28 protein-coding genes and 1 tRNA gene are annotated in these 26,380 nt (G+C 55.0%); 16 read left to right on the top strand and 13 right to left on the bottom strand.

Features of this window, described 5'->3' with window-relative positions:
- Positions 1-374 precede the first annotated feature (374 nt).
- Positions 375-857 carry a DUF1348 family protein gene (locus tag ABJF76_RS01525; protein ID WP_413821779.1) on the top strand — a complete coding sequence of 161 codons (483 nt, stop codon included), beginning with the start codon at positions 375-377 and terminating at the stop codon, positions 855-857.
- A 375-nt stretch (positions 858-1,232) separates the two neighbouring features.
- Here ABJF76_RS01525 and ABJF76_RS01520 read toward each other — a convergent pair whose 3' ends face one another.
- Positions 1,233-1,685, bottom strand: a complete 453-nt coding sequence (locus ABJF76_RS01520; RefSeq protein ID WP_413821778.1) for an RrF2 family transcriptional regulator — start codon at positions 1,683-1,685, stop codon at positions 1,233-1,235.
- 107 nt (positions 1,686-1,792) lie between these two features.
- On the opposite strand from ABJF76_RS01520, the gene ABJF76_RS01515 reads away from it, so the two are divergent.
- From ABJF76_RS01515 to ABJF76_RS01495, 5 genes are read left to right on the top strand one after another with little or no spacing between them, the layout of a single operon-like run.
- Complete coding sequence (locus ABJF76_RS01515; protein WP_413821777.1) at positions 1,793-2,299, top strand: cytochrome C oxidase subunit I; 507 nt, start codon at positions 1,793-1,795, stop codon at positions 2,297-2,299.
- Positions 2,296-3,747, top strand: coding sequence for a cbb3-type cytochrome c oxidase subunit I (locus ABJF76_RS01510; protein ID WP_413821776.1), 1,452 nt, complete (start codon positions 2,296-2,298; stop codon positions 3,745-3,747). The genes ABJF76_RS01515 and ABJF76_RS01510 overlap by 4 nt, the downstream gene beginning before the upstream one ends.
- A complete protein-coding gene (locus tag ABJF76_RS01505) occupies positions 3,747-4,334 on the top strand; it encodes an SCO family protein (RefSeq protein WP_413821775.1) in 588 nt (195 codons plus the stop codon). Before ABJF76_RS01510 ends, ABJF76_RS01505 begins: the two co-directional genes overlap by 1 nt.
- Complete coding sequence (locus ABJF76_RS01500) at positions 4,331-4,906, top strand: hypothetical protein (RefSeq protein ID WP_413821774.1); 576 nt, start codon at positions 4,331-4,333, stop codon at positions 4,904-4,906. The genes ABJF76_RS01505 and ABJF76_RS01500 overlap by 4 nt, the downstream gene beginning before the upstream one ends.
- Positions 4,872-5,675 carry a formate/nitrite transporter family protein gene (locus tag ABJF76_RS01495; RefSeq protein ID WP_413821773.1) on the top strand — a complete coding sequence of 268 codons (804 nt, stop codon included), beginning with the start codon at positions 4,872-4,874 and terminating at the stop codon, positions 5,673-5,675. Before ABJF76_RS01500 ends, ABJF76_RS01495 begins: the two co-directional genes overlap by 35 nt.
- Before the next feature lie 490 nt (positions 5,676-6,165).
- Here the strand turns inward: ABJF76_RS01495 and ABJF76_RS01490 are convergent, their stop codons facing one another.
- The 5 genes from ABJF76_RS01490 to ABJF76_RS01470 form a co-directional block, all read right to left on the bottom strand.
- On the bottom strand, positions 6,166-6,990 hold the full coding sequence (locus tag ABJF76_RS01490) for a tyrosine-type recombinase/integrase (RefSeq protein ID WP_413821772.1): 825 nt from the start codon (positions 6,988-6,990) through the stop codon (positions 6,166-6,168).
- Between the two features lie 150 nt (positions 6,991-7,140).
- Positions 7,141-7,217, bottom strand: a tRNA-Arg gene (locus ABJF76_RS01485).
- A 68-nt stretch (positions 7,218-7,285) separates the two neighbouring features.
- Complete coding sequence (locus tag ABJF76_RS01480) at positions 7,286-8,668, bottom strand: sensor histidine kinase (RefSeq protein ID WP_413821771.1); 1,383 nt, start codon at positions 8,666-8,668, stop codon at positions 7,286-7,288.
- Positions 8,669-8,680: 12 nt separating this feature from the next.
- A complete protein-coding gene (locus ABJF76_RS01475) occupies positions 8,681-10,099 on the bottom strand; it encodes a dihydrolipoyl dehydrogenase family protein (RefSeq protein WP_413821770.1) in 1,419 nt (472 codons plus the stop codon).
- Between the two features lie 7 nt (positions 10,100-10,106).
- Positions 10,107-10,838, bottom strand: coding sequence for a TVP38/TMEM64 family protein (locus tag ABJF76_RS01470; RefSeq protein ID WP_413821769.1), 732 nt, complete (start codon positions 10,836-10,838; stop codon positions 10,107-10,109).
- A gap of 309 nt (positions 10,839-11,147) precedes the next feature.
- Here ABJF76_RS01470 and rpmH point away from each other — a divergent pair, with 309 nt between their 5' ends.
- The 10 genes from rpmH to ABJF76_RS01420 all read left to right on the top strand — a co-directional run bounded on the left by rpmH (position 11,148) and on the right by ABJF76_RS01420 (position 19,656).
- The gene (gene rpmH, locus ABJF76_RS01465) at positions 11,148-11,282 is read left to right on the top strand and encodes a 50S ribosomal protein L34 (protein WP_413821768.1); all 135 of its coding nucleotides are present in this window, start codon (positions 11,148-11,150) and stop codon (positions 11,280-11,282) included.
- 23 nt (positions 11,283-11,305) lie between these two features.
- Entirely contained in the window at positions 11,306-11,701 is a 396-nt protein-coding gene (gene rnpA / locus ABJF76_RS01460; RefSeq protein WP_413821767.1) for a ribonuclease P protein component, read from the top strand.
- Entirely contained in the window at positions 11,698-11,931 is a 234-nt protein-coding gene (yidD, locus tag ABJF76_RS01455; RefSeq protein WP_413821766.1) for a membrane protein insertion efficiency factor YidD, read from the top strand. The genes rnpA and yidD overlap by 4 nt, the downstream gene beginning before the upstream one ends.
- A 70-nt stretch (positions 11,932-12,001) precedes the next feature.
- Positions 12,002-12,880: a tRNA 2-thiocytidine(32) synthetase TtcA gene (ttcA, locus tag ABJF76_RS01450; protein WP_413821765.1), complete on the top strand. Its 879-nt coding sequence runs from the start codon at positions 12,002-12,004 to the stop codon at positions 12,878-12,880.
- 76 nt (positions 12,881-12,956) lie between these two features.
- Positions 12,957-14,507 (top strand): putative bifunctional diguanylate cyclase/phosphodiesterase, encoded by a 1,551-nt coding sequence (locus ABJF76_RS01445; RefSeq protein ID WP_413821764.1) that lies wholly within the window; start codon positions 12,957-12,959, stop codon positions 14,505-14,507.
- 219 nt (positions 14,508-14,726) lie between these two features.
- The gene (gene yidC, locus ABJF76_RS01440; RefSeq protein WP_413821763.1) at positions 14,727-16,583 is read left to right on the top strand and encodes a membrane protein insertase YidC; all 1,857 of its coding nucleotides are present in this window, start codon (positions 14,727-14,729) and stop codon (positions 16,581-16,583) included.
- Entirely contained in the window at positions 16,580-17,338 is a 759-nt protein-coding gene (locus ABJF76_RS01435) for an MOSC domain-containing protein (RefSeq protein ID WP_413821762.1), read from the top strand. Before yidC ends, ABJF76_RS01435 begins: the two co-directional genes overlap by 4 nt.
- Positions 17,335-17,988 carry a ribosome biogenesis GTP-binding protein YihA/YsxC gene (gene yihA, locus ABJF76_RS01430; protein ID WP_413821761.1) on the top strand — a complete coding sequence of 218 codons (654 nt, stop codon included), beginning with the start codon at positions 17,335-17,337 and terminating at the stop codon, positions 17,986-17,988. Before ABJF76_RS01435 ends, yihA begins: the two co-directional genes overlap by 4 nt.
- A gap of 39 nt (positions 17,989-18,027) precedes the next feature.
- Positions 18,028-18,891 carry an acetylglutamate kinase gene (gene argB / locus ABJF76_RS01425; RefSeq protein WP_413821760.1) on the top strand — a complete coding sequence of 288 codons (864 nt, stop codon included), beginning with the start codon at positions 18,028-18,030 and terminating at the stop codon, positions 18,889-18,891.
- A gap of 144 nt (positions 18,892-19,035) precedes the next feature.
- On the top strand, positions 19,036-19,656 hold the full coding sequence (locus tag ABJF76_RS01420; RefSeq protein WP_413821759.1) for a ferredoxin: 621 nt from the start codon (positions 19,036-19,038) through the stop codon (positions 19,654-19,656).
- A 150-nt stretch (positions 19,657-19,806) separates the two neighbouring features.
- Here ABJF76_RS01420 and ABJF76_RS01415 read toward each other — a convergent pair whose 3' ends face one another.
- From ABJF76_RS01415 to ABJF76_RS01385, 7 genes are all read right to left on the bottom strand, one after another.
- Positions 19,807-20,574, bottom strand: coding sequence for an amino acid ABC transporter ATP-binding protein (locus tag ABJF76_RS01415; protein ID WP_413821758.1), 768 nt, complete (start codon positions 20,572-20,574; stop codon positions 19,807-19,809).
- Positions 20,575-20,586: 12 nt separating this feature from the next.
- Positions 20,587-21,885, bottom strand: a complete 1,299-nt coding sequence (locus tag ABJF76_RS01410) for an amino acid ABC transporter permease (protein ID WP_413821757.1) — start codon at positions 21,883-21,885, stop codon at positions 20,587-20,589.
- Position 21,886: 1 nt separating this feature from the next.
- Positions 21,887-23,116 carry an amino acid ABC transporter permease gene (locus ABJF76_RS01405; protein WP_413821756.1) on the bottom strand — a complete coding sequence of 410 codons (1,230 nt, stop codon included), beginning with the start codon at positions 23,114-23,116 and terminating at the stop codon, positions 21,887-21,889.
- Between the two features lie 166 nt (positions 23,117-23,282).
- Complete coding sequence (locus tag ABJF76_RS01400) at positions 23,283-24,302, bottom strand: amino acid ABC transporter substrate-binding protein (RefSeq protein ID WP_413821755.1); 1,020 nt, start codon at positions 24,300-24,302, stop codon at positions 23,283-23,285.
- Between the two features lie 231 nt (positions 24,303-24,533).
- Positions 24,534-25,253, bottom strand: a complete 720-nt coding sequence (locus tag ABJF76_RS01395; protein ID WP_413821754.1) for an ATP12 family chaperone protein — start codon at positions 25,251-25,253, stop codon at positions 24,534-24,536.
- The gene (locus ABJF76_RS01390) at positions 25,250-25,921 is read right to left on the bottom strand and encodes an HAD-IA family hydrolase (RefSeq protein WP_413821753.1); all 672 of its coding nucleotides are present in this window, start codon (positions 25,919-25,921) and stop codon (positions 25,250-25,252) included. The genes ABJF76_RS01395 and ABJF76_RS01390 overlap by 4 nt, the downstream gene beginning before the upstream one ends.
- Positions 25,921-26,380, bottom strand: a 460-nt coding sequence (locus ABJF76_RS01385) for a pseudouridine synthase (protein WP_413822488.1), incomplete at its 5' end; no start/stop codon positions are given. The genes ABJF76_RS01385 and ABJF76_RS01390, both read right to left, overlap by 1 nt.

Here is a 26,380-nt window from a genome sequence, read left to right as displayed (position 1 = left end):
TACGAGGGTATCCGAGATCGATTTGACCGAGAAAGGGATCACTTCGGTTTTGTGGTGTATTGGGTTTAGATCGGATTACAGCTGGATCGACCTAGATGTCTTTGATGATCACGGCAGACCTGTCTTCCATCGCGGCGTTTGTAACGTGCCCGGTGCCTATTTCCTGGGACTAGGGTGGCTGAGCACATGGGGCTCAGGACGTTTTCTGGCGGTTGGTGAAGACGCGGATTACTTGGCAGGCTGTATCGCCGCAAGACGTCAGGTCGCCCAGAAAATGGTTTCATAAATTTGTGAACACACGCGACAGGACAAGCCGTGACTTCGACAGTTTACACCTGATAGATAATAGACAAATGATAATGACAGGCCGCCAAATGACAAATGTAAATACGCCCCGCCCTCCGTTGCCCCCCTTCAGCTATGAGGACGCTGTTACAAAAGTGCGTATGGCCGAAAACGCATGGAATAGTCGCGATGCGGCAAAGGTCGCCATGGCCTATACCCCTGACACCCGCTGGCGGAACCGGTCCCAGTTCATAAATGGCCGTACCGAAGTCGAAGCCTTTTTGATCGACAAATGGTCGACCGAAACAGATTATCGCCTGATCAAGGAAATTTGGGCCCACAGCGACAATCGCATCGCAGTCAGGTTTTGCTACGAATACCACAACGCTGAGGGCCAATGGTTTCGCGCCCATGGCAACGAAAACTGGGAATTCGACGAAAACGGTTACATGGCCGTGCGTCACGCGTCGATCAATGACGTCCCGATCGCTGAAGACGAACGCTTGTTTCATTGGCCAGTTCCAGGCCCACGGCCAGACAACCACCCCAGCTTAAGCGAACTTGGCCTTTAACCAAACACTCAATTTCAATTTTAAGAAACGGCGGGTGTTAAAAATCTCTATCGGTAAAAGAACAAGGTTCGCTTAACGCTTTAGGGCCAGCTATCATGGTTTTGCATCGGTTCATTCGCATCTGTAGCGAACAGTATCTTCCCTAATGGAGTGCCGCCGTGCTTGCAGACATTCCATTCTCCCTCACCTTCAGCTTTGATGCCGGTGCTATCTATCGGCAACAACCCGTTCAGCACCAAAGGGATCGAAACTGCCGATTAATGCAGAAGCGAAAGCTGCTGGCGTATGCGCGATCTCAGGAATGTCGTCGGTTCCAGCACTGTCTAGCGCGGTTGTGCGCACCCTGTCCGCAATTTAACACTTTAGCGAAGTCGTTCAGTTCCGGATGTTGTCGTTTAACTCAGTGAGAACCTTCGTCATGCTTGGAAACACACGCAGAGTATCTTTAATCGAGTATTTCTCAAGCTCGACAAAGAACGCTTCTTGAGCATCTTGAAGAACCATCGAAAGTCCACAGGAGGCGGCCAATGGGCATGTTCCCCCGTCAGGCGCGTGGCAATCAACCAGGGGCCGGTCCGCTTCTAAGGATCGGATCAGCTTTCCCAAATTTATCTCGGATGGGTCTAGTGCCAATCTCAAACCGCCGCCGCGGCCCCGAGACGAGGCGGCATATCCTTCCCCGACCAGCCACGCTGTTACCTTCGTAAGGTGGTTGTATTTGGCCTCATGCATCTCCGCGATTTGCCGGGTCGACATCAGATTATCCGGTGATGCAGTGAGATGCATCAAGACACGGAGCGCATAGTCAGAAAACTTTGATAGCTGCATGAGGCACTCCTTACACTTAAAATTTTCGCATTCCAATTGCGCATTTAAATTGACATATTAAATGCATATTTATAATAACCTCATAAAACCTTTGCTGGGAGATGGGGATGCAAACGACAATTCTGCTGATAACGCTGGTGCTTATGGCGGCCACTCTGGCCATGATCTTGCGCGCACTTTGGGCGACTGACGGCCCGCCGCCTTCTGAGGACGCACCCAAAACCCGCACGCGCATGATCTGGGGTCTAGTCGTGTTTGGGGTGATTGTTTCAGTGGCCTCGTTGCGCGAATGGCCACATACCAGCGCCGGCAGCGACGCAATGGTGGTAAAAATCTCCAGCGGTCAATGGTGGTGGGACACCGACACAACCGAGATCCCTTTGGGTCAGCAGATTGAGTTCCACGTGACCTCCGAAGACGTCAATCACGGTCTAGGGATCTACGATTCGAATATGCGTTTGGTCGTTCAAGTCCAAGCGATGCCGACCTACACAAACAAGGTCGTGCATACGTTCGACACGCCCGGATCGTACCGCATACTGTGCATGGAGTTTTGCGGTATCGCTCATCACGACATGGTTTCCGAATTTGAAGTGCTGGAGGGGAGCTCATGAGCGCGGTTGAAACACAAACGCAGATGGGGGGCACAAACCCACATGCCAACATCATCAAATTCACGATGTTGCTGGGCGGTGTTGTTTTCCTGCTGATGATGGTTTTCGGGTTGCTGATGCGTGCAGCCCAAGGTGGTCTGATCGATCTAGATCCGTCCCTATTCTACCTTTTACTGACAGCGCATGGTGCAGGTATGGTCGGTTCTGCGGCACTGTCTGGTGCCGCCATCCTTTGGTATTTTTGCGCGCGCCACCTTGATTTGCGTGGTAGTATTTACCTCGCATTCCTCGGGTTGTTCCTGCTGGGCGTCGTGTTGATCCTTGGCGGGATTTTCATCGGTCAATACGGGGGTGCCTGGACGTTCCTGTTTCCTTTGCCGGCATCTTCGGGCGGAGCATGGGGCGCAGGGGCTGCAGTGTCGTTCCTTCTCGGTTACCTGCTGATCGGCGTCGGTTTTCTGCTGTTTTACTTAGAGATCGGGTTGAAAGTCTCGGCACGGTATCGCGGATTGCTGGGCGGGCTTGGCTGGCGTTATCTGTTCGGCGGCGCTTCCGACGATCTGCCACCGCCGACAATCGTGGCCGCCTCTTCGGTCGTGGTGTTCAACACGATCGGGATTGTTTTCGGAGCCGCAGTGATCGCCGCGACCATCGTGAACCTATTGTTCCCAAGCTTCGCCGTTGATCCGCTGCTTGCCAAAAACGCGACCTATTTCTTTGGTCACGTGTTCATCAATGCATCGATCTACATGGCTGTGGTGGCAGTTTATGAACTGTTGCCCGATTACACCGGGCGCCCGTGGAAAACCTCCAAGCTGTTTGTCGGCGCTTGGGCCGCTGTCGTGATATTTGTGCAGGCGGTCTATTTCCACCATTTGCTGCAAGACGTGAATATGCCGGCTTGGACACTGGCTTTGGGCCAGATTATTTCCTATGCGTCTGGCGTTCCGCTGATCGGTGTAACAGTGTTTTCACTGTTGCTTTATGTCAAAGGGTCCGGCCTGAAATGGGATCTACCCATCAGCTTGCTTGTGCTTGGCACCGTTGGATGGGGTATCGGGTCGATCCCGGCGATCATCGATGGGATGCTGGCGGTCAACAAGCTGATGCACAACACGCAATGGGTGCCCGGACACTTCCACATCTACCTATTGCTGGGCGAGGTTGCGATGGCATTCGGCTTTGCCGCTTGGTTGGTCAAAGACCGCAGCCAGGCGGAGATGTCCGGCCTCGATAAACTGGTGTTCCGCGCATACACGCTGGGCGGCGTCGGGTTTGTCCTGATGTTCCTATGGTCGGGCGCCAGCTCTATTCCGCGTCGCTGGGCGGTGCATTATGAGGAATGGCAATTGCAAAGCCAGCTTGCCAGCCTGTTTGCCTTGGTGGTCGTTCTTGCGACGGCTGGAATGGTGATCCGCTATACGCTCAGCTTGATGCGCAGGTCGTGATGCGCGGTGCGCTTTATACCATTGGTGCCGCCCTTTTGGGCGGTGCCGCGCTATGGCACGCCACTGACGGGTTGCAGGCGATTACGGCCGAGGGCGCGCGACGGGTCGCGATTGCTCAATCACCCGAACCTGTGTCTCCGATCGTTCTGGAAACCATGACTGGCGCGCATCGCGACCTTGTGGACGGGCGGCCAACGCTGGTCGAATTCATCTACACAACTTGCCCCACGATCTGCCAAGCCTCTGGCGGAGATTTCGCGGAACTGCGCGACCATCTTAGGGCGGCGAATTTGCAGGTTCCTATGATCTCGATCAGTTTCGATCCGATCAAGGATGACCCGCAGGCCCTTCAAAACTACGCTGACATCCACACAGCGACCGGAACTCCGTGGACAGTTGCGCGTCCGAGTCCCGAAGACCTTCAAACCCTGCTCGACACGTTCCGTGTGACCGTCATTCCCGACATTTGGGGCGGGTATGAGCACAACGTAGCGGTGTTGTTGATCGACCGCGGTGGGCGGTTTGCAGGTATCTTTGACACGCGTGCCTTTGCGGACATCGCATCGGCTCTTGAAAGCGCGTTGTGAGCAGGTTCGTTGCCTCCGGCGTTTTGTTCGCGCTTGGCTGTTTGGCGCAGATCTGGGTCGCCGCTGATCCGGTCATTCACGTGCTGGTACAGATGCCGCTGCTCGCAGCTGCGGGTTATGTCCTACCCCGTCGTTTCATCTTGCCACGTTCGGGGGTGGGGCCTGTTTTAATCCTTGCCTTTGTAGCCCTCACGATCTGGATGTTGCCACGTTCGGTGGATGCTGCACTGTCTTCCTACACTTGGCACCTCGCCAAGTTCGTGACGATTCCGCTGGGCATCGGTTTCGCCCTTTCGCTCAGCTGGCCATGCATCGGCCCGGTATTGCGCGGTTTCATCAAGGCCCAGCTTGTCTCCATGCTTTTATTCCTTGGGTTTCTTTATACTCATGCCCCGATCCGCATCTGCAATTCTTATCTAATCGACGACCAACACCGTCTTGGACTGGGGTTTGCTTATGTCGCCATTGGGTTGGCCTTGTACTGGATCGTCCCTGTTTTCATAGGCCCCCCCACATCCGCACAGAAAGGCAATACGCATGACATTCGTGGACACGGTTACCGGCTTTTCTAAAACCGCAGTGGCCAAACGCCAGCATCTGAGGTCCGATCCGCTTGGATTTTTCACCCTCACAATGATGGCCGGAGCCTATGTAGGACTCGGTATTCTTCTGATATTCTCGGTCGGACAAGGGGTCGATCCTGGGGTAAGGCCCATCGTCATGGGTGCAAGTTTCGGGCTTGCACTGATGCTTGTCATCTTTGCAGGATCCGAACTGTTCACGGGTCACACGATGTATATGACCCACGGGGTTTTGACAGGCCGCACTAGCATCGGTGACCTCGTGAAATGCTGGCTGGTCAGTTGGGGTGGTAACCTGATCGGAGCGGCCTTCCTTGCGGTTCTGTTTGTCTATGGCGGCGGCGGCTTGGTGCTTGGAGCTCAAGAAGACAACCTGTTGCACAATGTGGCGGCCAAGAAGATGTCCGCCGACGGTATGGTGTTGTTTTTGAACGGAGTGTTGTGCAATTGGCTTGTCTGCTTGGCCATTTGGACCGCATCGCGCGCCGACAACGATATGGCAAAGATCGCATTGATCTGGTTCTGCCTGTACGCTTTTATCGCCGCCGGTTTTGAGCATTCCGTGGCCAACATGACTGTGTTCTCTGTTGCTCTTCTATCAGAACATCCCGAAAGCATTACCTTTGCAGGTGCCATGCGCAATCTGACCTATGTCAGTGCAGGCAACGCAGCAGCTGGCGCTGGGATCATGGGATTTGGCTATTGGATTGCCGCAGGAAGACCAAACTCCAATTCTGATGCAAAAACAGACGCAATATAATTCCCAACTAGAGGTAAGGTCCCCGGGGCAAGTTGAAGTTGATCATAATGAATAATGTGATCCACAGACTTACCTTCGATGTTTCAATCGAAGGACTATGCAGATGGAATCCAGGCGACCGCTTGCCCTTACCGTTAGAGTTCTCGACAGCCTGCTACCGCTTTGGGCATTCTACCGTACGCGGTACTTACGACTGGAATGAAAACTTTGGCCGCGGCCCAGACCCCCAACTTCCACGGGCCCGTTTTGAGGAAATGTTCCTCTTTACGGGATCAAGCCCGACCCCAATGGGCGGTTTGGGCACAAAGCTTCCCGCCAATTGGGGGGCCGATTGGGACCGTCTGGTACATCCATTGTCTGCTTTTGCTGACCGCTCGACGCGCCTAATCGACACAGCCTTATGCGGCGCGACGCCCAACGCATCGCCAGCTTCGTCATAGCTATAAAGGCGGTGTTTTTTTGATTTTGCGTGTTGAGACACGCTTGGCCATCAGACCTGCCCGCCCTTGAAAGGTTCTGGGCATGTCCAAACCCGTTCCTCAAGATCAACCTCATCCCAACGCACCCCCAACACTTCGCCCGTCCGTGACCCTGTCAGGCAAGTGAACATCAGCACCTTTGCCGCCATAGCATTGCGCGATTTCAGGTCGGCGTAGAACGCGCGGACATCGCGCCAAGCCATCGCCTTGTGATGTTTCACCTTGGCTTTAACCTTGGGCAAGGCTTGGGCGTCTTTGATCGCGGTGACTGGGTTTTCGCCAGATCGAAACCCCTTGGACTTCGCCACATCCAACACGGTCTTTATCCGCTGGGACAGCCGTTTGGCTGTTTCGTGTTTTTCGGTCCAAATTGGCGCAAGGCACATCATGACCTCAGGCTGATCAATGCTATCAATCGGCATGCGGCCAATCTTGGGAAAGGCATAGTCGCGCAAGGTGTTGATCCATTGCTGTCCATGCTTGGCGTTCTTCCAAGTCGGTATCCGGTCGATGTGGACCTGTTGCGCCACCTCTTCAAAGGTTGGCACCTCTTGGCGGGCATTGAAACGCGGGTTTAACCCTTGCTTGGCCATGCGGCGATATTCCAGCGCCCGTTCACGCGCTTGGTTGAGTGTGACCACATCAGCGCCACCTAACCCAAAGTCTGTTCGCAGCCGCGCGCCTTTCTTGTTCTTTTGGCCTTTGACCACAACACGCACGATCCAACGCCGCGCATCGGACGGATCGACCACCAGATACAAACCACTGCCATCGCCGTGCCGCTCAGGCCCAAAGTTCTCAACGAGATTCTTTGTCAGCGTACCAGAAAGGGCCATTCAAAATATCACTTTCCGTACCACTCAAGGAGCGAATATTGGCGCTATCGAAAGAAACTCAGGACAACCGACAAAAACGGGCTAAACTTAACGATACAAAGAGAAAAGGCCGCCCAAGGCGACCAGATCAAATCGTAGAAAATGTGGTAGTGGCGGACCGAGGAGGATTCGAACCCCCGACCCCCTGATTCGTAGTCAGGTACTCTATCCAGCTGAGCTATCGGTCCGCGTTTGGGCGGTTTAGTCCTGTGCCCGCATCTTTGCAAGAGGGATAATTACCAAAACAACGCCTTTGTTAAATCTCTTCGCCCTTGGGCAAGCGAATGGAGAATACAGTACCGCCAGGTCCAGTGCGATCTAGTTCCAAAGCACCGCCGTGGGCGCGGATCAGCTCGGACGCAATTGCCAGGCCAAGACCCGTACCCCCTTTGCTTGCGCCGCCTTGAAATGGGGTAAACAGATGCTCTTGCGCCTTTGGAGGCAGGCCCGGGCCGGTGTCCGCAATCTCGACCCACCAATTGTCATTGTCCTCGTAGGCAGACACGTTGATTTCACCGTTGTCCCCACTTGCTACGATCGCCTGACGGGCGTTGCGCACAAGGTTTGACACGACGCGGAACAGTTGTTCTGGGTCAGCGCGCAAAGTGAATTGCGGCGGTATGTTCTCGGACAGAATCAAATCACCGTCGCCGACCGCCAAACGTTCACCGTCCAACACATCCGCAACCAAATCATCCAACGTCAGTAGCGTCAGCGTTGGGCTCGGTTCTTCTGCCTTTCCAAAGGCCAGTGTGCTTTCACATAAGTGAACAGCCCGCGTGATCGAGCCAACAAGTTTAGGCGCCATCCGCCGCACTAGCGGGTCTTCGGAACTTCCAATCCGGTCTGTGAATAGCTGTGCAGAGGTCAGGATATTACGCAAGTCGTGACTGATTTTGGAAACGGCAGTGCCAAGCTGCGCCAAGCGGTCCTTTTGGCGCAATGCCGCAATCAGTTCAGTTTGCATCGCACGCAGCGCTTCTTCTGCTTCGCGTAGTTCGGTGACGCTGGCACTTGGGGCGATGATGCGTCGCGCATCCTCGGGAGAGGCCGCGTAGTGCTGCATGTGCCCCACAACTCTGCGAATGGGGATCACGATCAGCGCACGGACCGCGATAAATAATAAAAAAGCGGTGAAGATTGAAATGACGGCGGACAGCACCAGAATGCGCACCCCATAGTCTAGCATGGCATCGCGCATCGGCTCCGTCTCGACAGTAACTTCGATCAAGAGTCCGGCTTCCTGCACAGGTGCACCGATGACACGGATCATTTTATTCTCGGGCTCCCGCAGCCGCCGCATCGCATCACGGATCAACACCATCGCCGTACCATCACGCAGATCATAGGTCGCATCGATATCAAGAGGCATCGGCGTCGACAGCATCAGTTGACGTACCTCGTCCCGCCGCAGCACCACGTTAAAGACACCAGCATTTTCTAGCAGCTCTTCTTCCAGATCGCTGTCGATCATGTCGTCTGCCAGCAACGCCAAAGACGCAATTTGTGCGCGTTCCAAACGGTTCTGTAAATAGTCTTCTCGGAACCGTGCAATCGACGGAACAAAGATCATAATTTCTGCCAACATCACGAAGATCGTGGTCAAGATCAGAAAGCGGCCGGAAAGTGTGTTCAACATAATGCTATCTGGTCAGGGAATGAAGCGTTGCACAAGTCCGACCACGCGTTTGACCAGATCACTTTTAAACAATCTTGGCCCAAAATACGCTCCGACGGCCCGTTTATTGACCTCACCGATGGTTGGGTAAGGCGAAACCATTGCCGCGACTTGACTCATTTTCAGATTATTTGCCAACACGAGCGACCACAGATTGATCAATTCGCCCGCCTGATACCCCGCAATCGAGGCCCCAACAGGGCGCCCTTTAACCACCATCACTTTGATCAGCCCGGTGGTCTTACGCTCGGCAATCGCGCGGTCGTTGTGTTCGTATTCAAACCGCACCACTTCCAATTTGTCGCCATGCGCGTCGCGCGCCTGTGCTTCGGTTAGGCCAGCTTGCGCCAGTTCGGGGTCCGTAAAAGTCGCCCAAGGAATGTGCGAAGTCTTCGCCTTGGAGGGCAAGCCAAACAGCATCGAGCGGATGATGACACCCGCGTGGTACCCGGCCATATGGGTGAATTGCAGCCCACCTGCAACGTCCCCAATCGCATAGACACGGCGGTTGGTCGTGCGCATCCCGTCATCCACCTTGATCCCAGTCTTGGTGGTTTCGATGCCAGCGGCATCGAGATTCAGTTCGTCAGTGTTGCTGACACGCCCCGCCGCAATCAACAGGTGAGACCCGGTAAAGCTGCGTTCATCCTGCGCGTGAACTGTAATCTGATCGCCACTTTTTTCGATCCGCGAGACAAAGGTGTCTTCGATGATTTCGATGCCTTCGGCGCGTAGATTGTCCAACACAACCGCGGCCAGTTCTGGGTCATCCTTGCCCAACGCTTTGGCGCCTTCAAGCACCGTAACTTTCGCACCAAGCCGTGCATGCGCCTGCGCCATTTCAAGGCCGATGGGGCCGCCACCGATGACCAACAGATGTTCGGGCTTGTCGCGCAATTCCCAAAGGGTTTCATTGGTTAGGTATGGCACCGTATCAACGCCGTCGATGGGCGGTACAAGTGGCGAAGATCCCGTCGCAACCACAATCCGGCGCGCAGTGATGATGTTATCACCGGCCTGCACTTCTGTATCCGAGATAAAGCGGCCAAATTCGCGGATGACCTCGATCCCAAACCCTTCAAAGCGTTCTTGACTGTCCACTGGTGCAATCGTGGCAATGACGTTGTTCACATGATCCTTAGCAGCGGCGTAATCCACGGTTGGCGCCACATCAGCGACACCAAAAGGGGCACTGTGATTTTGGGCATACGCCGCCTTGCCGCTGGCGATCAGCGCTTTGGATGGCACACAACCATAGTTCAGGCAATCGCCGCCCATGTTGTGGCCTTCAAGAAGGACCACATTGGCCCCCATCTGTGAAGCGCCCGCAGCGACCGACAGGCCACCGGACCCGGCGCCAATCACCAAGACATCAGTTTTGATACGTTTCATACTTTACTTACAGACCTTTTTTACCGCGCACGGCTTTCAGAACGATGGGAAGGGCGGCAAGCGCACACAAGCCCAAAATAGGCAATAGGATCGATGGTTCAAAGATGATCCCCAAGTTAGGTGTCTCTCCGCGATCAAAGACCGCACCCAGCCCCGCACCGACAGAGGTGAAGACGACGGCACCAGGGATGATGCCAAAGAAGGTCGAAATCGCGAAACGGCTGACAGGCACGCCAACCAGCGCAGGCACCAAGTTGGCCACAAAGAACGGTACCGCGGGCACAAGGCGAATAAGAAACAGCATGGACCATTGGTTTTCATCAATGCCCTCTTTCATCTTCTTCACAATGCCTTCGCCTGTATCCATCTTGGCCGCAAGTTTGTCACCAAGACCCCAACGCGCCGCCAAAAAGATGCCGATGGCCCCGACGGTTGCGCCCGTGACGTTGAACAATGCTCCGGGGAAGGTTGCAAACAAAAAACCCCCAGTCAGCGTCATCACGGTGGCACCGGGCAAAGAAAAGGCAACGACAGCGGCATAGGCGGCCATAAAGGCAAACGCCGTCAAAACATAGTTATTGTCGCGGAAGGATAGCAAAGCTTCGCGGTTTTCTGCGAGGGTTTCGAAATTCATGTAATCACGCAACGTGAATGCACCGATCGCGGCCACACAAAGGATGACAATGATGGGCAGCTTGCGCGCAAAACCGCCGCTTGTTGGTTGGCTAGGCTCACTCATCGTCTCTTCCTTTTTTGCTTCGCTCGTCATACGGCCTCTGGCCTTGCACTGTTGTGACGTTAATTTGTCGGCATCACATCCCCGAAAACAGAGGTATCACGGGCGGTTGAACCAATTTACAAGATTTGCGCCCGTTTTTGCAAAGACTGAAACATATGCCACGGTTCGCAAACGTTTTGTTGCAGACATTCTATTTTTCCGTGCCCAAGGGTTTGACTTGCCCGCAGGGGCGCTTTAGAGGACGGGCTTGAAATATCGCCCTGCCCCCGATTCCGTGGGACGTGGGTCATCATATCCGGAGCCAAAGCGATGAAACGCACTTTTCAACCTTCGAACCTCGTGCGCAAACGGCGTCACGGTTTCCGTGCTCGCATGGCAACCAAAGCCGGCCGCAAAATCCTGAACAACCGCCGCGCTCGCGGCCGGAAGTCACTGAGCGCGTAATTCGCGCCAGTACAGGTTTTCAAATGACCCCGCCGAAGGCCCCACTTTCCAACGACTCTGTTGGGATTGGCTCGCCTCCGGCGGGACGTTTGTGTTTACAGGTACTAAAATCGCGGGCGGACTTTCTGCGTGCGGCCCGTGCGCGACGTGTCGTTATGCCAGCCTTTGTGCTGCAATACCGCCCACACGACGACGGGGATTCGATCCGCGTGGGGTTCACCTGTTCGAAAAAGGTCGGCAATGCCGTGGCGCGCAATCGGGCCAAGCGGCGGTTACGTGAAATTGCACGGCTTGTACTGCCTACCCTTGGCACACCCGGCGTCGATTATGTCTTGATCGGACGCGCTAAAGTGACGGCACAACGCCCATTCGAAGACCTGTTAGACGATTTGCGTGATGCGGTGGCACGCGCAACATGAGCCCGCTGGCCTTTATCTTTTCACTGCCCGTGCGCGCCTATCGCCTGCTTTTTTCGCCTTGGGTGGGTTTCAACTGCCGCTACCAACCCACGTGCAGCGCCTATGCTATGGATGCATTACAAAAACACGGCGCGATAAAAGGCTCATGGATGGCAGCACGCCGCATTGGACGATGCCACCCTTGGGGCGGAGACGGCTTTGACCCTGTTCCAGAACGCGATGACCCTTAATCCCCGCCTCTTTTGAGAGGTCTCCAAGCCGTGTTACATTCTGAAAACTAAACCCAAAAAGGCCAGCGCCATGCGAGACGAAAGTGACGACATCCACGCGCTTTTTGCCGGCGCGCCAAGAACAACTGAATTTAAGAAGCTGCGCAAACGCATCGTCCGCAACACCCGCGAAGCCATTCAACAGTATGGGATGGTGGATGAAAACGCCCCCCGTCAAAAGTGGCTGGTGTGTTTATCGGGCGGCAAGGACAGCTATACGTTGCTTGCGGTTTTGTATGAATTGCAATGGCGTGATCTGCTTCCGGTCGACATTTTAGCCTGCAATCTTGATCAAGGGCAGCCCGGCTTTCCCGCAACCGTCTTGCCAGAATTTTTGACGGCCATGGGCGTACCGCACCGCATCGAATACCAAGACACGTATTCTATCGTCATGGATAAAATCCCTGCCGGGCGTACGTTCTGTGCGCTTTGCTCCCGGCTGCGGCGCGGCAATCTTTACCGCATTGCGCGCGAGGAAGGGTGTTCGGCCGTGGTGCTTGGCCATCATCGCGACGACATTCTAGAGACGTTCTTTATGAACCTCTTTCATGGCGGGCGGTTGGCTACAATGCCACCGAAATTGGTAAACGAAGAAGGTGATTTGTTTCTGTATCGCCCCCTTGCACACGTCGCCGAAGCCGATTGCGATAAATTTGCGCAAGCGATGCAATATCCCATTATTCCCTGTGACTTGTGTGGCAGTCAGGATGGATTGCAGCGGCAACAAGTTAAACAGATTCTTGACGGTTGGGAAACCAACAGCCCCGGACGCCGACAAGTCATGTTTCGCGCACTTATGAACGCACGTCCTTCGCATTTGCTTGATCCAAAAATCTTTGATTTTCAGGCGCTCTCACTGCGAACGGATCAAGTTGAAGAAAATTCGAAAGAGATTCCCAGCCTGCGTTAAAGACCGACTTACCTCCTTGCCGTACCTCTTTTCTGGCCTGCTCACCTTAGGGTCGGTCGCTCGAAAAGGGATCATAATGCGTTTTCGCCTGCCAAATTCCGCAACTGAATTTAAAGAACGGATTATTGCCGCACTGTCGGGGCCACAAATGCTGACCTTTATGCCCGCGGTTTGCCTTGCTGGGTTTTGGCTTGGGGGCGAAGTTGCGCTTGTCGTCATCGCATTGGGCGTACCGATCACCTGGGCACTCCTCGGCGGTTTTGAGGGAATCGTTCAACGTCGTATTGCGCGGGTACCCGTGTCTGGCGTGATGGCGTCGGATGCGTTCCGGCCCAAAGTACAAGTGGTACGCGAAGATGCACGTGGTAAAGATCAATCAAGTGCTGTGTTTGCAATCGAACTCGATGACTTTGCGACTCTTGCCGGGCGTTTTGAACCGGAGGCTTTGGACAAAATCTTAAAATCAATCGGGCAGCGTATCCAATCCGCTGCACGGAACACCGACGCGATTAGCCGCATCGGCGATAGTCGTTTTGCAGTCTGTTTGGCCCCCGTAAAACACCTTGATCTCGAAAGTTGCATTCAGTTAAGCGGTCGCATTCAGCAAGCTATTGAAGAACCGATCGGCATAGACGGCACAGCAGTCTACGTGTCTGCGTGTGTCGGATTTTGTCTATTGCCCCGTGCGCCCGGGACGTCAGGGCAGGATTGGATAAACGCCGCCATCGCGGCCCTGAACGAAGCACAAAGACGCGGCCCGACGTCGGTTCGGGCGTATTCCACAGAACTGCATTCACGCCTTAAAAATCGTGCCAATCTACGTGATGAAGTTGTCATCGCACTTGAGCATGGTCAAATACAGCCATGGTTCCAACCTCAGATTTCCAATGACACAGGTAAGGTCACTGGGTTCGAAGCGCTTGCAAGATGGATGCACATTGATCGCGGCGCTATTTCCCCCGCAGAATTCCTTCCCTCCATAGAAGAAGCCGGTCTGTTGGAGCGTTTGGCCGAGGTGATGATGTATCACACCTTTACCGCTCTCAAGGCATGGGACGCCGCTGGCGTCAAAGTGCCCCATGTCGGCGTCAATTTCAGCGGCGCCGAACTTAGTAACCCTCGGCTGGTGGACAAAATACGTTGGGAACTGGATCGGTTTGATTTGACCCCGGATCGACTGGCCGTGGAAATCCTTGAGACTGTTGTGACGAGCGGTTTGGACGATACGATGACACGAAACATAAACGGATTGAGCGAGCTTGGATGTCGCATCGATCTGGACGATTTCGGCACAGGGCACGCTTCGATCTCTTCCATACGCCGTTTCGGTGTCGGTCGGATCAAAATTGATCGCTCATTTGTCATGAAAGCGGACCGCGACCCCGAACAACAAAGAATGATCAGTGCCGTCCTGACGATGGCCGAACGCCTTGGCATCGAAACCCTTGCAGAAGGCGTCGAAACGGTCGGCGAGCACGCCTTGTTGGCGCAATTGGGCTGCGATTACGTGCAGGGTTTCGGCATTTCACGCCCAATGCCCTTCGAAAAAACACTAGATTGGATGCGCGCACACGAAGCAAAACTGCAAGACGCACCCGAAATACCACTGCGGCGTTCCACCAAATAAGCCGCTGCAATTTCCTCACCGTCGGGTGCGCAACAATGTTTGTCGCTCAATCCGATTCTTCATCCGTGGTCGGACATGAACGCAAAATGGATCAAAAAACGCTTACGCGAATGGCGGTGCGGTGTCGCATACCCTTGGAAACTGGGCGAATCCGCTTGACCTTTGGCCCTGCACTCTGTTGAACCCGTCCAAAGTTTCAGACAGCAGGTGGCGGTCCCAATGGACGATCAAAACAAGAACCTTATCCTTGCAACGGCGTTAAGTTTCATCGTGATTCTGGTCTGGTTCGTCCTGTTTCCACCAGTCGAACCCGATACTGCACTTGACGTGACACCCCCACCCGCGTCCTCCGCGCAGTCCGGTGACGCGATTGTGCCCGCTCCGGCTTCGGACGGCAGTACAATTACAGCCGCTCCTTCGGATGATGCCACGACCGAAACCGCTGACGCTCCGCGCATCGATATCGATACGGATCGCATTAGCGGATCCATTTCGCTTGCCGGTGGTCGCATCGATGATCTGCGCCTGAAGGATTACCGTGACACGATCGAACCCGGGTCTGACATTGTCACGATGCTGGCCCCTGTTGGATCCCCTGACGCATATTACGCCTTACACGGTTGGGCCCCCGGCAGCGGTTTGGGCGCTGATGCCGTTCCCACACCCAACACGCTTTGGCAGTTGGTCGAAGGCGAAACGCTAAGCACGGACAGCCCCATAACGCTGGAATGGGACAACGGGGCTGGGCAGATCTTTCGTCGCACCATCGGCGTTGACGACAATTACATGTTCAACATTACGCAATCAGTGACGAACACATCCGATGCCCCCGTGCGTGCCGCCCCTTATGGCATGATCACGCGCCATGGCATCCCCGCAGACACGCGCAACTTCTTTATCTTGCATGAAGGTGCCGTCGCCATGGCCAACGGAGAGTTGGCTGAAACCGATTGGGACGACATCCAAGACGCCGATTTTGACGCCGAGTGGGGCCGCCCCGCCGTGGTGACCAACAATGTAACCCAAGGCTGGGTTGGTTTTACCGACCACTTTTGGCAAGCAATCTTGATCCCAACAGGTGTTTCCAGCTTCGAACAGGCGCTCACCTACGCGCCGCGCGCGGATGTGTTCCGCGCCGTCACACGTCTGCCCACACAGGACATCGCGCCCGGCGCAACTGTCAGCGTCGACACACAGCTGTTTGCCGGCGCAAAAGAATGGGAAGCGATCCGCGCCTATCAAGACGAAGGCGCGCAGAATTTCATCGACAGCATCGACTGGGGTTGGTTCTTTTTCCTGACCAAACCGATTTTCTGGTTGCTGCACGAAATGAACAAATTGATCGGCAACATGGGCGTGTCCATCATCGGTCTGACTTTGATCATCAAGGCGATCCTTTTGCCACTGGCCTACAAATCCTACGTTTCGATGGCCAAGATGAAAGAGCTTCAGCCGCAAATGGAGAAGCTCAAAGAAAACGCGGGCGACGACAAACAGAAGCTGCAAAAGGGCATGATGGAGCTCTATAAAAAGGAAAAGGTAAACCCCGCTGCGGGCTGTTTGCCAATCCTGTTGCAAATTCCGATCTTTTTCTCGCTCTACAAAGTTATCTTTGTCACCATCGAATTGCGTCACGCACCGTTCTTTGGCCCCTTCCAAGATCTAAGTGCACCAGACCCAACCAGCATTCTGAACCTGTTCGGTCTTTTGCCTATCGATGCACCGGACCCGACGTCTGTCATGGCGCTGATCTTTATTGGCGTACTGCCGATCCTATTGGGCATCTCGATGTTCTTGCAGCAAAAGCTGAACCCGGCGCCCACTGACCCCACGCAAAAGATGATCTTTGCATGGATGCCATGGGTCTTTATGTTCATGCTTGGCGGTTTTGCCAGCGGATTGGTCGTGTACTGGATCGCCAACAACACGATCACCTTCACGCAACAATATCTGATCATGCGCAGCCAAGGGTACAAACCAGACCTGATGGGCAACATCAAAAGCACGTTCAAAAAGAAACCTGCCGAAGATGCCGCCAACAGCACCAAAGCGCCCAAGAAAAAGGGCGGCAAGTGACCATGCGCGTCGCCTCGTTGTGTCGCTATCCGATCAAAAGTCACGGACGCGAGCGCATTGAACAGGTGACGTTGAGCGCGGGCAAAACGATGCCTTTGGACCGCATGTGGGCTGTCACCCATGAAGCGACCAAATTTGACACCGCGTCGCCTGCATGGGCAAGTTGCCGCAACTTTATGCGCGGCGCAGGTACGCCGGGCCTGGCCGCGATTTCTGCGACCTTGATCGAAGAAACACGTACCGTCACACTATCCCATCCTGATTTGGATGACATCACCTTTCGCCCGGACGATGCCGTAGATGTCGTCCGCTTTTTGGCGTGGGTCGCGCCGCTGTGTTCGGATGATCGCGCGGGCCCGCGGGGTATCGTCAGCGCACCCGATCAGGGCATGACAGATAGCCCGTTCCCATCGGTCTCTATCATGAATGTCGCCAGCCACGACGCCGTCGCGAAGCACATGCAAACGCCCTTCGATATCGAACGCTGGCGCGGCAACATTTGGCTAGAAGGTCTGCCAGCGTGGGCAGAAATGGATTGGATTGGTCGCGATCTGCGCATTAGCGGCGCGATATTACGGGTGCGCGAACGCATCCAACGGTGTTCGCTGACCAATGCCAATCCCTCCACTGGGGTGCGTGACACGGATACACTTGGCGCGCTCAACACACATTTTGGCCACCAAGACTTTGGCATCAACGCCGAGGTCATGACCTCTGGCCCCCTAACCACCGGCGCACCGGCGGAGCTGATATGACCCAATTGCCCTTTCCCATCGCCGAAACCCCTGATCCACAAACTGAAGAACGCGGTCGCCTATTGTTCGCGGGCGAAACCGAGTTCGTCAAAGGTGTGGTCGCGATGTCCGGTCTGCCACCAGCGGATCGGCTCGAAGTCTGCTTTGCTGGTCGTTCGAATGTCGGAAAATCAAGCCTTATTAACGCCTTGACCGGTCGCAAAGGGTTGGCACGTGCATCGAACACCCCCGGTCGTACGCAGGAAATCAACTATTTCACGGCGCAAGAAAGTCACTATCTGGTCGACTTGCCCGGCTATGGTTATGCGAATGCGCCCCTGCCTGTCGTTGAAAAATGGCAAAAGCTGCTCAAACAATATTTGTCGGGTCGCCAAACCCTGCGCCGCGCCTTTGTGTTGATCGACGCTCGTCATGGCGTCAAAAAAGTAGACGAAGAAATCATGTCCCTGCTCGACAGCTCAGCTGTGACATTTCAGGCGGTTTTGACAAAGGCAGACAAAGTGAAAGCCATCGACCGCGACAAGGTTCTAAGCGTTACCCGAACCGCCTTGTCCAAACACCCCGCGGCGTTCCCGGAAATCGTGATGACATCGAGCGAAAAGGGCGACGGGATCGCCACGTTGCGCGCCATCATTGCCACGCTGGTCTAACCTACGCCGCCCCCTTAAGTTGCCGCAAAAGGTCTAAGGATGAAAAGACAGGATATGAACCGCGATTGGATCGCCACCGCCCGCACACTCAGCGCGGCTTTGCCCTATTTCCAGCGCTTTGTGGACGCGACTGTAGTCATCAAGCTGGGCGGTCACGCGATGGGCAGCGACGAAGCCATGGACGAATTCGCCCGCGACGTTGCTCTCATGCGTCAGGTTGGTGTGAACCCAGTCGTCGTGCATGGCGGCGGCCCGATGATCAACGACATGCTCAAACGCCTTAACATCGTGTCCGAGTTCGTGGACGGCAAACGGGTCACCGATGCTGCAACGATGGAAGTGGTCGAGATGGTCCTTTCCGGCGTTGTGAACAGCCGCATTGTGCAGGCCATTACAGAACAAGGCGGACGCGCCGTGGGTGTGTCAGGCAAGGACGACGGTTTGATCATTTGCGATCAGGAAAACCCCGAACTTGGTCTTGTCGGGCGCCCGACCGAGGTCAACCCGGCTTTGTTACGCGATTTTGCAGACAAGGGGATCATCCCCGTAATCGCGCCCCTTGGAATGGGTCGCAATGGCGAAACGTTCAACGTCAACGGTGACACGGCCGCCGGCGCAATCGCTGCCGCATTGAAGGCTGATCGCCTGCTGCTGCTTACAGACGTGGCTGGTGTCAAAAACGCCGATGGCGAAGTGCTGACCGAACTGACAGCCACACAGATCGGCGAGTTGATTGCGGATGGCACCATTGCTGGCGGCATGATTCCCAAGACGCAGACTGCGCTTGATGCCCTTACAGGTGGGGTGCGGGCCGCCGTTATCCTAGACGGACGCGCCCCGAATGCTTGCCTTTTGGAACTGTTCACCGAGCACGGTGCAGGGTCCATCATCCGGCCACAGTGACGTGCGTTCATCAGCTGGCTGTTGCGGTCTTGGTACTTTGCAATAGGGCGTTGTTGATCAGGAAACAGGGGATCTCGACTTGAAATCGCATCGCCCCCGCCCTGCCCGTTTGTACAGGCTTTTTGACCGACGGATTGCGCGTCAGTGACGGTGCTCGACATTTCCGACACGTTGCGCCCACATGGCCTGTTCATCATGGGGCAAGACGGTGTGCGGATTTTGATTGGCACGGACGCCGAATGGTGGAATGTTTTCACCTCAAGTCCGGAATTTAACGATCAGGTCAAAGACCCCGTAGACCGTTGGTCGAAACGCATTCTCGGCGATTTGGCGACCAGATTGGGCGCTCAGGCATTCTTTCCGTCAGATGGCCCACCCTATGCACCGTTCATTGCATGGGCGCTCGCGACAGGGCGCTTTTGGCAAAGTCCGACCGGCATGATGGTGCATGATACGGCAGGTTTGATGATCTCGATCCGAGGGGCATTGGAATTGCCTACCCCACATGCGTCAACGGGGATACCTAAGGCTATTAACCCGTGCGACAGCTGCGCAGCGCGCCCTTGTGTCTCTGCCTGCCCCGTCGATGCACTCAGCGCAGACATGGCCTATGACGTGCCCGCTTGTAAGACGTACCTTGCTGCGCCGGGTGGAGCAGACTGCATGGCCCAAGGCTGTCGCGTACGCCGCGCCTGCCCAATCAGTCAAAGCTTTGCCCGTTCGGATGCTCAAAGCGCGTTTCACATGAAAGCCTTTCGCGGGTGACCCCAATCTAACGGATCATGGACGCCTCAGAACGACGGCATCTTTATCCCTGAAATGGAAATGGGCTAACACAAAGGCCAGCCCATAAATGCAGGAATGGCCTGCGAAAGTACGTTGTAAGGCGGATTTAAATCCGCCTTACCTGAAAAATCAGTGTCCCAGAATCTGGCTTAGGAACAATTGTGTCCGTGGTGATTGCGGATTGTTAAAGAACTCTTCTGGCTCGTTCTGTTCAACGATTTGCCCTTCGTCCATAAAGATCACGCGGTTGGCAACCTGACGGGCAAAACCCATTTCGTGTGTCACGCACAACATGGTCATGCCTTCTTCAGCAAGCTCGACCATCGTGTCCAGAACCTCTTTGATCATCTCAGGGTCCAACGCAGACGTCGGTTCATCAAACAACATGATGCGCGGGCGCATGCAAAGCGAACGGGCAATCGCCACACGCTGTTGCTGGCCACCTGACAATTGACCAGGATACTTGTCGGCCTGATCAGGGATCTTCACCTTTTCAAGAAAGTGCATCGCAATCTCTTCGGCTTCCTTTTTGGGCGTCTTGCGCACCCAAATCGGAGCCAGCGTACAATTCTCTAGGATCGATAGGTGTGGAAACAGGTTGAAGTGCTGGAAACACATGCCCACTTCCGACCGGATCTTGTCGATGTTCTTGAGGTCCGAAGACAGCAACGTCCCGTCCACAGTGATCTTGCCTTGCTGGTGTTCTTCCAGCGCATTGATGCAACGGATCAGCGTCGATTTACCGGAGCCCGAGGGGCCCGCAATGACGATTCGCTCGCCCTGGTAAACGGTCAGATCGATATCGCGCAGCACGTGGAAAGTGCCGTACCACTTGTTCATGTTCTCGATCGACACGGCGACGTCGGTCGAAATTTTCTGTGCAACTTGAGTATTCATGTCAGCCACTCCTTAGCGGTGATCGGTCGCAAGTTGGCGTTCCAGCCACTGCGAATATTGTGAGATGCCGTAGCAGACGACAAAGAAAAGAAGCGCGGCAAAGCCCAGCAGTTCCCAATAGACCCCATTCCAATCGGTCGAGGCAAGAATGGGTCCACGGATCATACCAAGGATGTCGAACATCGAAATCACCGACACCAGTGTGGTGTCTTTGAACAGACCCACCGCGATGTTGACGATTCCTGGGATCGAAATCTTAAGCGCTTGGGGCAGGATGATCAGACGCATGGCCTGCGCATAATCCAGCCCCAGCGAATCCGCCGCCTCGTATTGCCCACGTGGCAAGGCAGCAAGGCCGCCCCGGATCACTTCGGCGATATAGGCTGCCGAGAACATAGTGATCATGATCACCACGCGCAGGAACAAATCCGTCGTCGATTCAGGCGGCAAGAAATACGCCAGCATCACGCTAGCAACGAACAGCAATGTGATCAGTGGCACACCGCGAATAAATTCGATGAACACCACGCAAATCCATTTGATCAGCGGCATAGACGACTGACGCCCCAGCGCCAAAGCAATACCCAAAGGCACCGACAGTGACACACAGACAACACCCAACATCATGTTGAGCAAAAAGCCCCCAAGATCTCGGCTTGCGACCTGTGACAGCCAGGCATTGTCACTGGCTGTTTCAGGGATCAACGCCCCCCCAATCCACCAGACGACGATTGCAGCAGCCAACCCACCAAAGAAACCAGCGGCAAAGCTTGTGTTTACCAATTTCGCATAAGCCAGATAACCCACGACAAAACCAACCAGCGCCAAAATCGGCGTTAAAATGGTTCCACCCCAGATCAACCAAAAGGCCACAAACGGATAGAGCGCTGTGATGACCAGCAACTTGCGTGGCAACTTAAAGAACAGCACAGGTGCTGCGGCTGCGAACAAGAACAGAAAGGCCAGCGCCGGGCGCCAATATTCCGTCTCGGGATACTGGAACCCAAAGATCAGTTGGTTCCAACGCTCTGTCAGAACGGCAAAACAGCCTCCCGACACACCATTCAAAATCTCACGGCATTCCGCAAGGCTGTTGGCTCCCCAAACACCACGGAAAATCCAAGGTATCGTATTGGCAAGGATCGAAAAGATCACATAGGCCGCAGCAATTGTCAGCGCGATGTAGGCAGGCGAAGAGAACAGGTTGTCCTTGGCCCACTTCACCGGACCTGACGTCGTGAATGGCGGCGCTTTAGGAGGAAGCGATTCAGTACGCACGAAAGCGACAGAGTTTGCAGATGAATCTGACATATCAGCGCTCCTTCAACTTAACAGAGTTGTTGTAGACGTTCATGATCGCCGAAATGCTCAGCGAGATCGTGAGATAGAACAACATCAACAGCAAAATGCATTCGATGGCGCGCCCCGTCTGGTTCAGCGTGATGCCGCCCAGAGTGGCCGTGATATCGGCATAGCCCACCGCAATCGCCAGTGACGAGTTTTTGGTGATGTTGAGGTACTGCGAGATCAGCGGCGGGATGATCACCCGCAACGCTTGGGGCAGCACCACAAGGTTCATGATCCGACCCTGACGCAGGCCCAAGGCCCCTGCAGCTTCGGATTGCCCTTTGGAAATCGCCTGAATACCTGCACGCACGTTTTCAGCGATGAAAGCGCCGGTATAGATCGACAAGGCGAACCACAGCGCGATCAGCGGACCACCGACTTTGATGCCGCCAGAAAAGTTGAAACCCTTAAGCGCAGGAACGTCCCATGTCAGCCCCATGATCAAGCAAAGCGCGATGACAGGAACAAGCCAAATCGCCAGATTGGCGTACAGTGTGTTTGGACGATCACCAGTGGTTTCTTGGATAAGATCAGCACGTTTGTTGTTCCAGCGTGCTGCGAACCATGATCCCACGAGCGCTGCCAGGATCACCAACCCGTTCAAAGCTCCAGACGCAAAGCCATTTTCAAAATTTGGTCCGGGAACATAAACGCCTCGGTTCGTGAACGCGAAAAGGTCCAGAACCATACTGGCTGATGCGTCGTCACCGCGGAATTCGCGCGGTCCAGGCATAACAGCAATCATGATCGTGAAGATGATGATGATCCAGATCAGCACGGGGATGTTGCGAAAGATCTCGACGTAAAAAGACATCAACTTGCTGATCAACCAGTTGTTAGACAGGCGCAGAACCCCGGCGACAACGCCAAAGATGGTGGCCGTCACACAGGCCAGAAATGCCACCAAAAGCGTATTTAGGATGCCGACAAGGGCAGCACGCGCATTGGTTGACTGACTGGAATATTCGATCAGCGTTTGGTTAATATCATACCCGGCAGGCGACCCAAGAAAATCATACGAGATGTTCAGGCCAGCGGCTGCAAGGTTGGTGAAAAGGTTCGACCCCAGATAGGCAAATGCCGCAATCAGCGCGATCAGCGCGATAAACTGGAATGTATATGATCGGTACCGTGTGTCGTTGATTAGCATCGACAGGCGGAACGCGCCCTGTGGAGGGTCGGTCATCGTGGTCATGCAGATGTTCCCCGTGTTCCGGCCAACAATTGTTGCGCAAAGCAGCGCGGGGCCGGTTTTACATTTGTGTCTGTCAGTCAGGCGACTGTGCCACTGTTTTCAGCGGTCTTGCGCCCCAGATGCGCAAGGGGCGCAGGTTTTACCCTGCGCCCCTTGGCTAGATATTTTAGCGGAACGGAGGCGAGTAGATCAGGCCGCCGTCTGTCCACTGAGCGTTCAGGCCGCGGGCCAGACCGATCGGAGTGGATTCGCCGATGTTGTTTTCGAAGACTTCGCCGTAGTTACCAGCAACCGCAATCGCTTGCTTTGCCCATGTGGCGTCCAGACCAAGCATCGCGCCCAGTTCACCTTCGGTGCCGAGCAGACGGTTGACTTCTGGGTTGCCACCAGCAGCGGCGCCCAGCTCTTCAACGTTGGCTGCTGTTACACCCAGCTCTTCAGCTGTGATCAGTGCGTTCAGCGTCCAGCGTACGACGTCGCCCCATTCGTTGTCACCGTGACGGACCAGTGGGCCGAGTGGCTCTTTGGAAACGATTTCGGGCAGCAACACGTGCTCACCAGGTGCTTCGAATGTGGCGCGTGTAGAGGCCAAACCAGAAGCGTCTGTTGTGTAAACGTCGCATGCACCGGCAAGGTACTGCTGCTGCGCTTCAGCGTTGGTTTCGATTGGCACGGGCTCGTAGCTGATGTTGTTGGAACGGAAGTAATCCGCCAAGTTCAACTCGGTTGTTGTACCAGTTTGGATACAAACAGTTGCGCCGTCCAGCTCGGAAGCCGAAGAAACGCCCAGCTCTTTTGGAACCATGAAGCCTTGGCCGTCATAGTAGTTCACACCAACGAAGGTGAACTTCAGATCGACGTCGCGGCTGAAGGTCCATGTGGTGTTACGTGCCAGCATGTCGATTTCGCCCGACGCAAGCGCGGTGAAACGTGTTTTGCCGGTTGTAGGTACGAATTGTACGGCACTTGCATCACCCAGAACGGCGGCTGCAACAGCACGACATACAGAAACGTCAAAGCCTTCCCATTCGCCATTGGCGTCGGGAGCAGCAAAACCAACCAGACCGGTGGTCACGCCGCAGTTCAAAGTGCCACGTGCTTTCACATCATCAAGTGTGCCAGCTGCGGCTGCACCGGCGGCTGCGCTTGCGAGCGTTAGCGCGCCAACGAATACGGATTTTTTCATTAGTTACCTCTTCCTGATTTTCCGCCATGTTTTGACGGTTCGACCGACGTGTCACGAGTGAACGCTTGTGCCGGAGGGTGTCCCAGCGGGGTTTGTCCCCAACCAGTGGTCAAGAGTGTGGTCGGATTCATCCTTAGACGTCAAGGGCACCTTCGTAAAATCCATCCGGAAACGACGTAATTTTAGGCAATTTACCCTGCGTCACCTTAAGTTCACTGAAGCACTAAAAGTTCAGGTTGAAGACTGCCGTACCGCGTCCAGAAAAGACTTAGCGTGCAAAAACGACGCTTTCTTAATTTCAGCGACATTTTGCGCCTCTTCGTCTTCTCCCCATTGTTCTTCTTGCCACATTTCATCAACGCGGCTGGCCGCCCAAATGGTGGGCGCTGGGTGCAAGTCTTGAGCAGCCGCGAAACCAAGGATCAGTGACCCGGACAGGCTGACAAGATCGTGAAAAGCGGCCAATTCAAATTCTGTCAAAGCGTGAACCCGTTTTGACAGTTCGGCCAGGGCTACGCTGTCTTGTGATTCGTGTATCACCCCTGTGCGCGGGTGCAGGCGGGCCATCAAAGTTTCAGCTGCCCATTCCAGATATGGGTTCCACATCGCATTTTGCCGTTCGACCAATTCAGTCGGCGCATCCGCGCGGTAGCACAACAAATCCGCATCACCGTAAGCCGCCAGCATGTCGGCCACTTCGCCATGTTGGGTCGCAACCTTGTCGATGGCTGCATTGGCAGATCGCGTAAAAGGCATAGAGCTTGGGTCGATGTCGCCATCTTGCGCGTCCCATTCGGCAGCAACCGCCTGTGCCAGCGCGCCTGTGGGCAAGGTCAACGTCACTTTGGCCGGCGTCTTAAGTACCCTGCCATCAAGGTGCACGGTCCAGCCCGCGGCCCCTCGTTCGGCCGTCGTGTCCGTCCAGAACCGTTTCTTTTTCCACTCGCTCATGGGTGTTCTCTCCAGATGTCGTTCAATGTGGTCGGAAGCGCATCAAAGCTGTCGATAATATGGTGCGCAGCAGACAATCGCGTGCGCGGGTGATACCCCCACGTGACGCCAATGCCCGTGACCCGGGCATTGGCGGCCATATCCATGTCATAACTTGTGTCGCCAATCATCACAGCATGCTGCGCAAGCACACCAGTTTCGGCCAATGCGGTTTCGATCATCGCAGGGTGCGGTTTGGATGGGTGGAAATCAGCCACTTGGCGGGTGACAAACATGCCTTCAAGCCCATGTGCTTCGATCAACCCATCAAGCCCGCGTTTGGATTTTCCAGTGGCAACCCCCAGCAACACATGATCCAGCGCCGCGATCTGCTCCAAAGCGGCCCGCGCACCGGGATATAACGGCGAAGACGCGGCGCCCTTGCTGACCCGCAGCGCCGCATAGCTATCCTTATAGGCCCGCACCATTCGGTCGGTATCGCCGTCCGGCGCAAGACGCGACATAGCGACATCAAGTGACAAGCCGACGATGCTTAGTATCTTTGGACGCGTCGGCACTGGCAGGTCAGCATCCTCAAACGCCGTTGTCATCGAGGCGACGATATCGCCCTGACTGTCGACAAGCGTGCCATCCACATCAAAGATCACCAGACGCAACGGCCCAGACATCAGATATCCTCGAACGGATCTTCCGCGGCCAAATCTTCGCTCCAACCAAACGTGTCCCAGCTATGGGCCATATGATCGGGCATCGGTGCGGTGATCGTGACAGGTTTGCGCGTGTGGGGGTGTTCAAAGCGCATTGTGCGCGCGTGCAGGTGCAGCTTTTTAGAAATAATGCCACCCAATTGAGCGCCCCAGCCGTCCCCCATGTTTTCTTGACCAGAGCCACCGTATTTGCCATCGCCAATGATCGGATGGCCAATTTCGGCCATATGGGCACGAAGCTGGTGCGTGCGGCCCGTAATGGGTTCCATCGCCACCCAAGCCGCGCGCGACGCCACGCGAAACAGGGTCGCATAAAGCGTGCTGGCGCGTTTGGCACCGGGTGTGGATTCAACATCGCGCGGATGCACGGCGATCATCTTTTCGCCCTCGCCGCCCTTGCCACGGCCACCGGCCTTAACA

It is taken from the genome of Tateyamaria sp. (genome assembly GCF_039940735.1).
Lineage (GTDB): Bacteria > Pseudomonadota > Alphaproteobacteria > Rhodobacterales > Rhodobacteraceae > Tateyamaria.
Note: the sequence above shows the minus strand (reverse complement) of the source record. Positions and strands in the feature narration are given on the sequence as shown.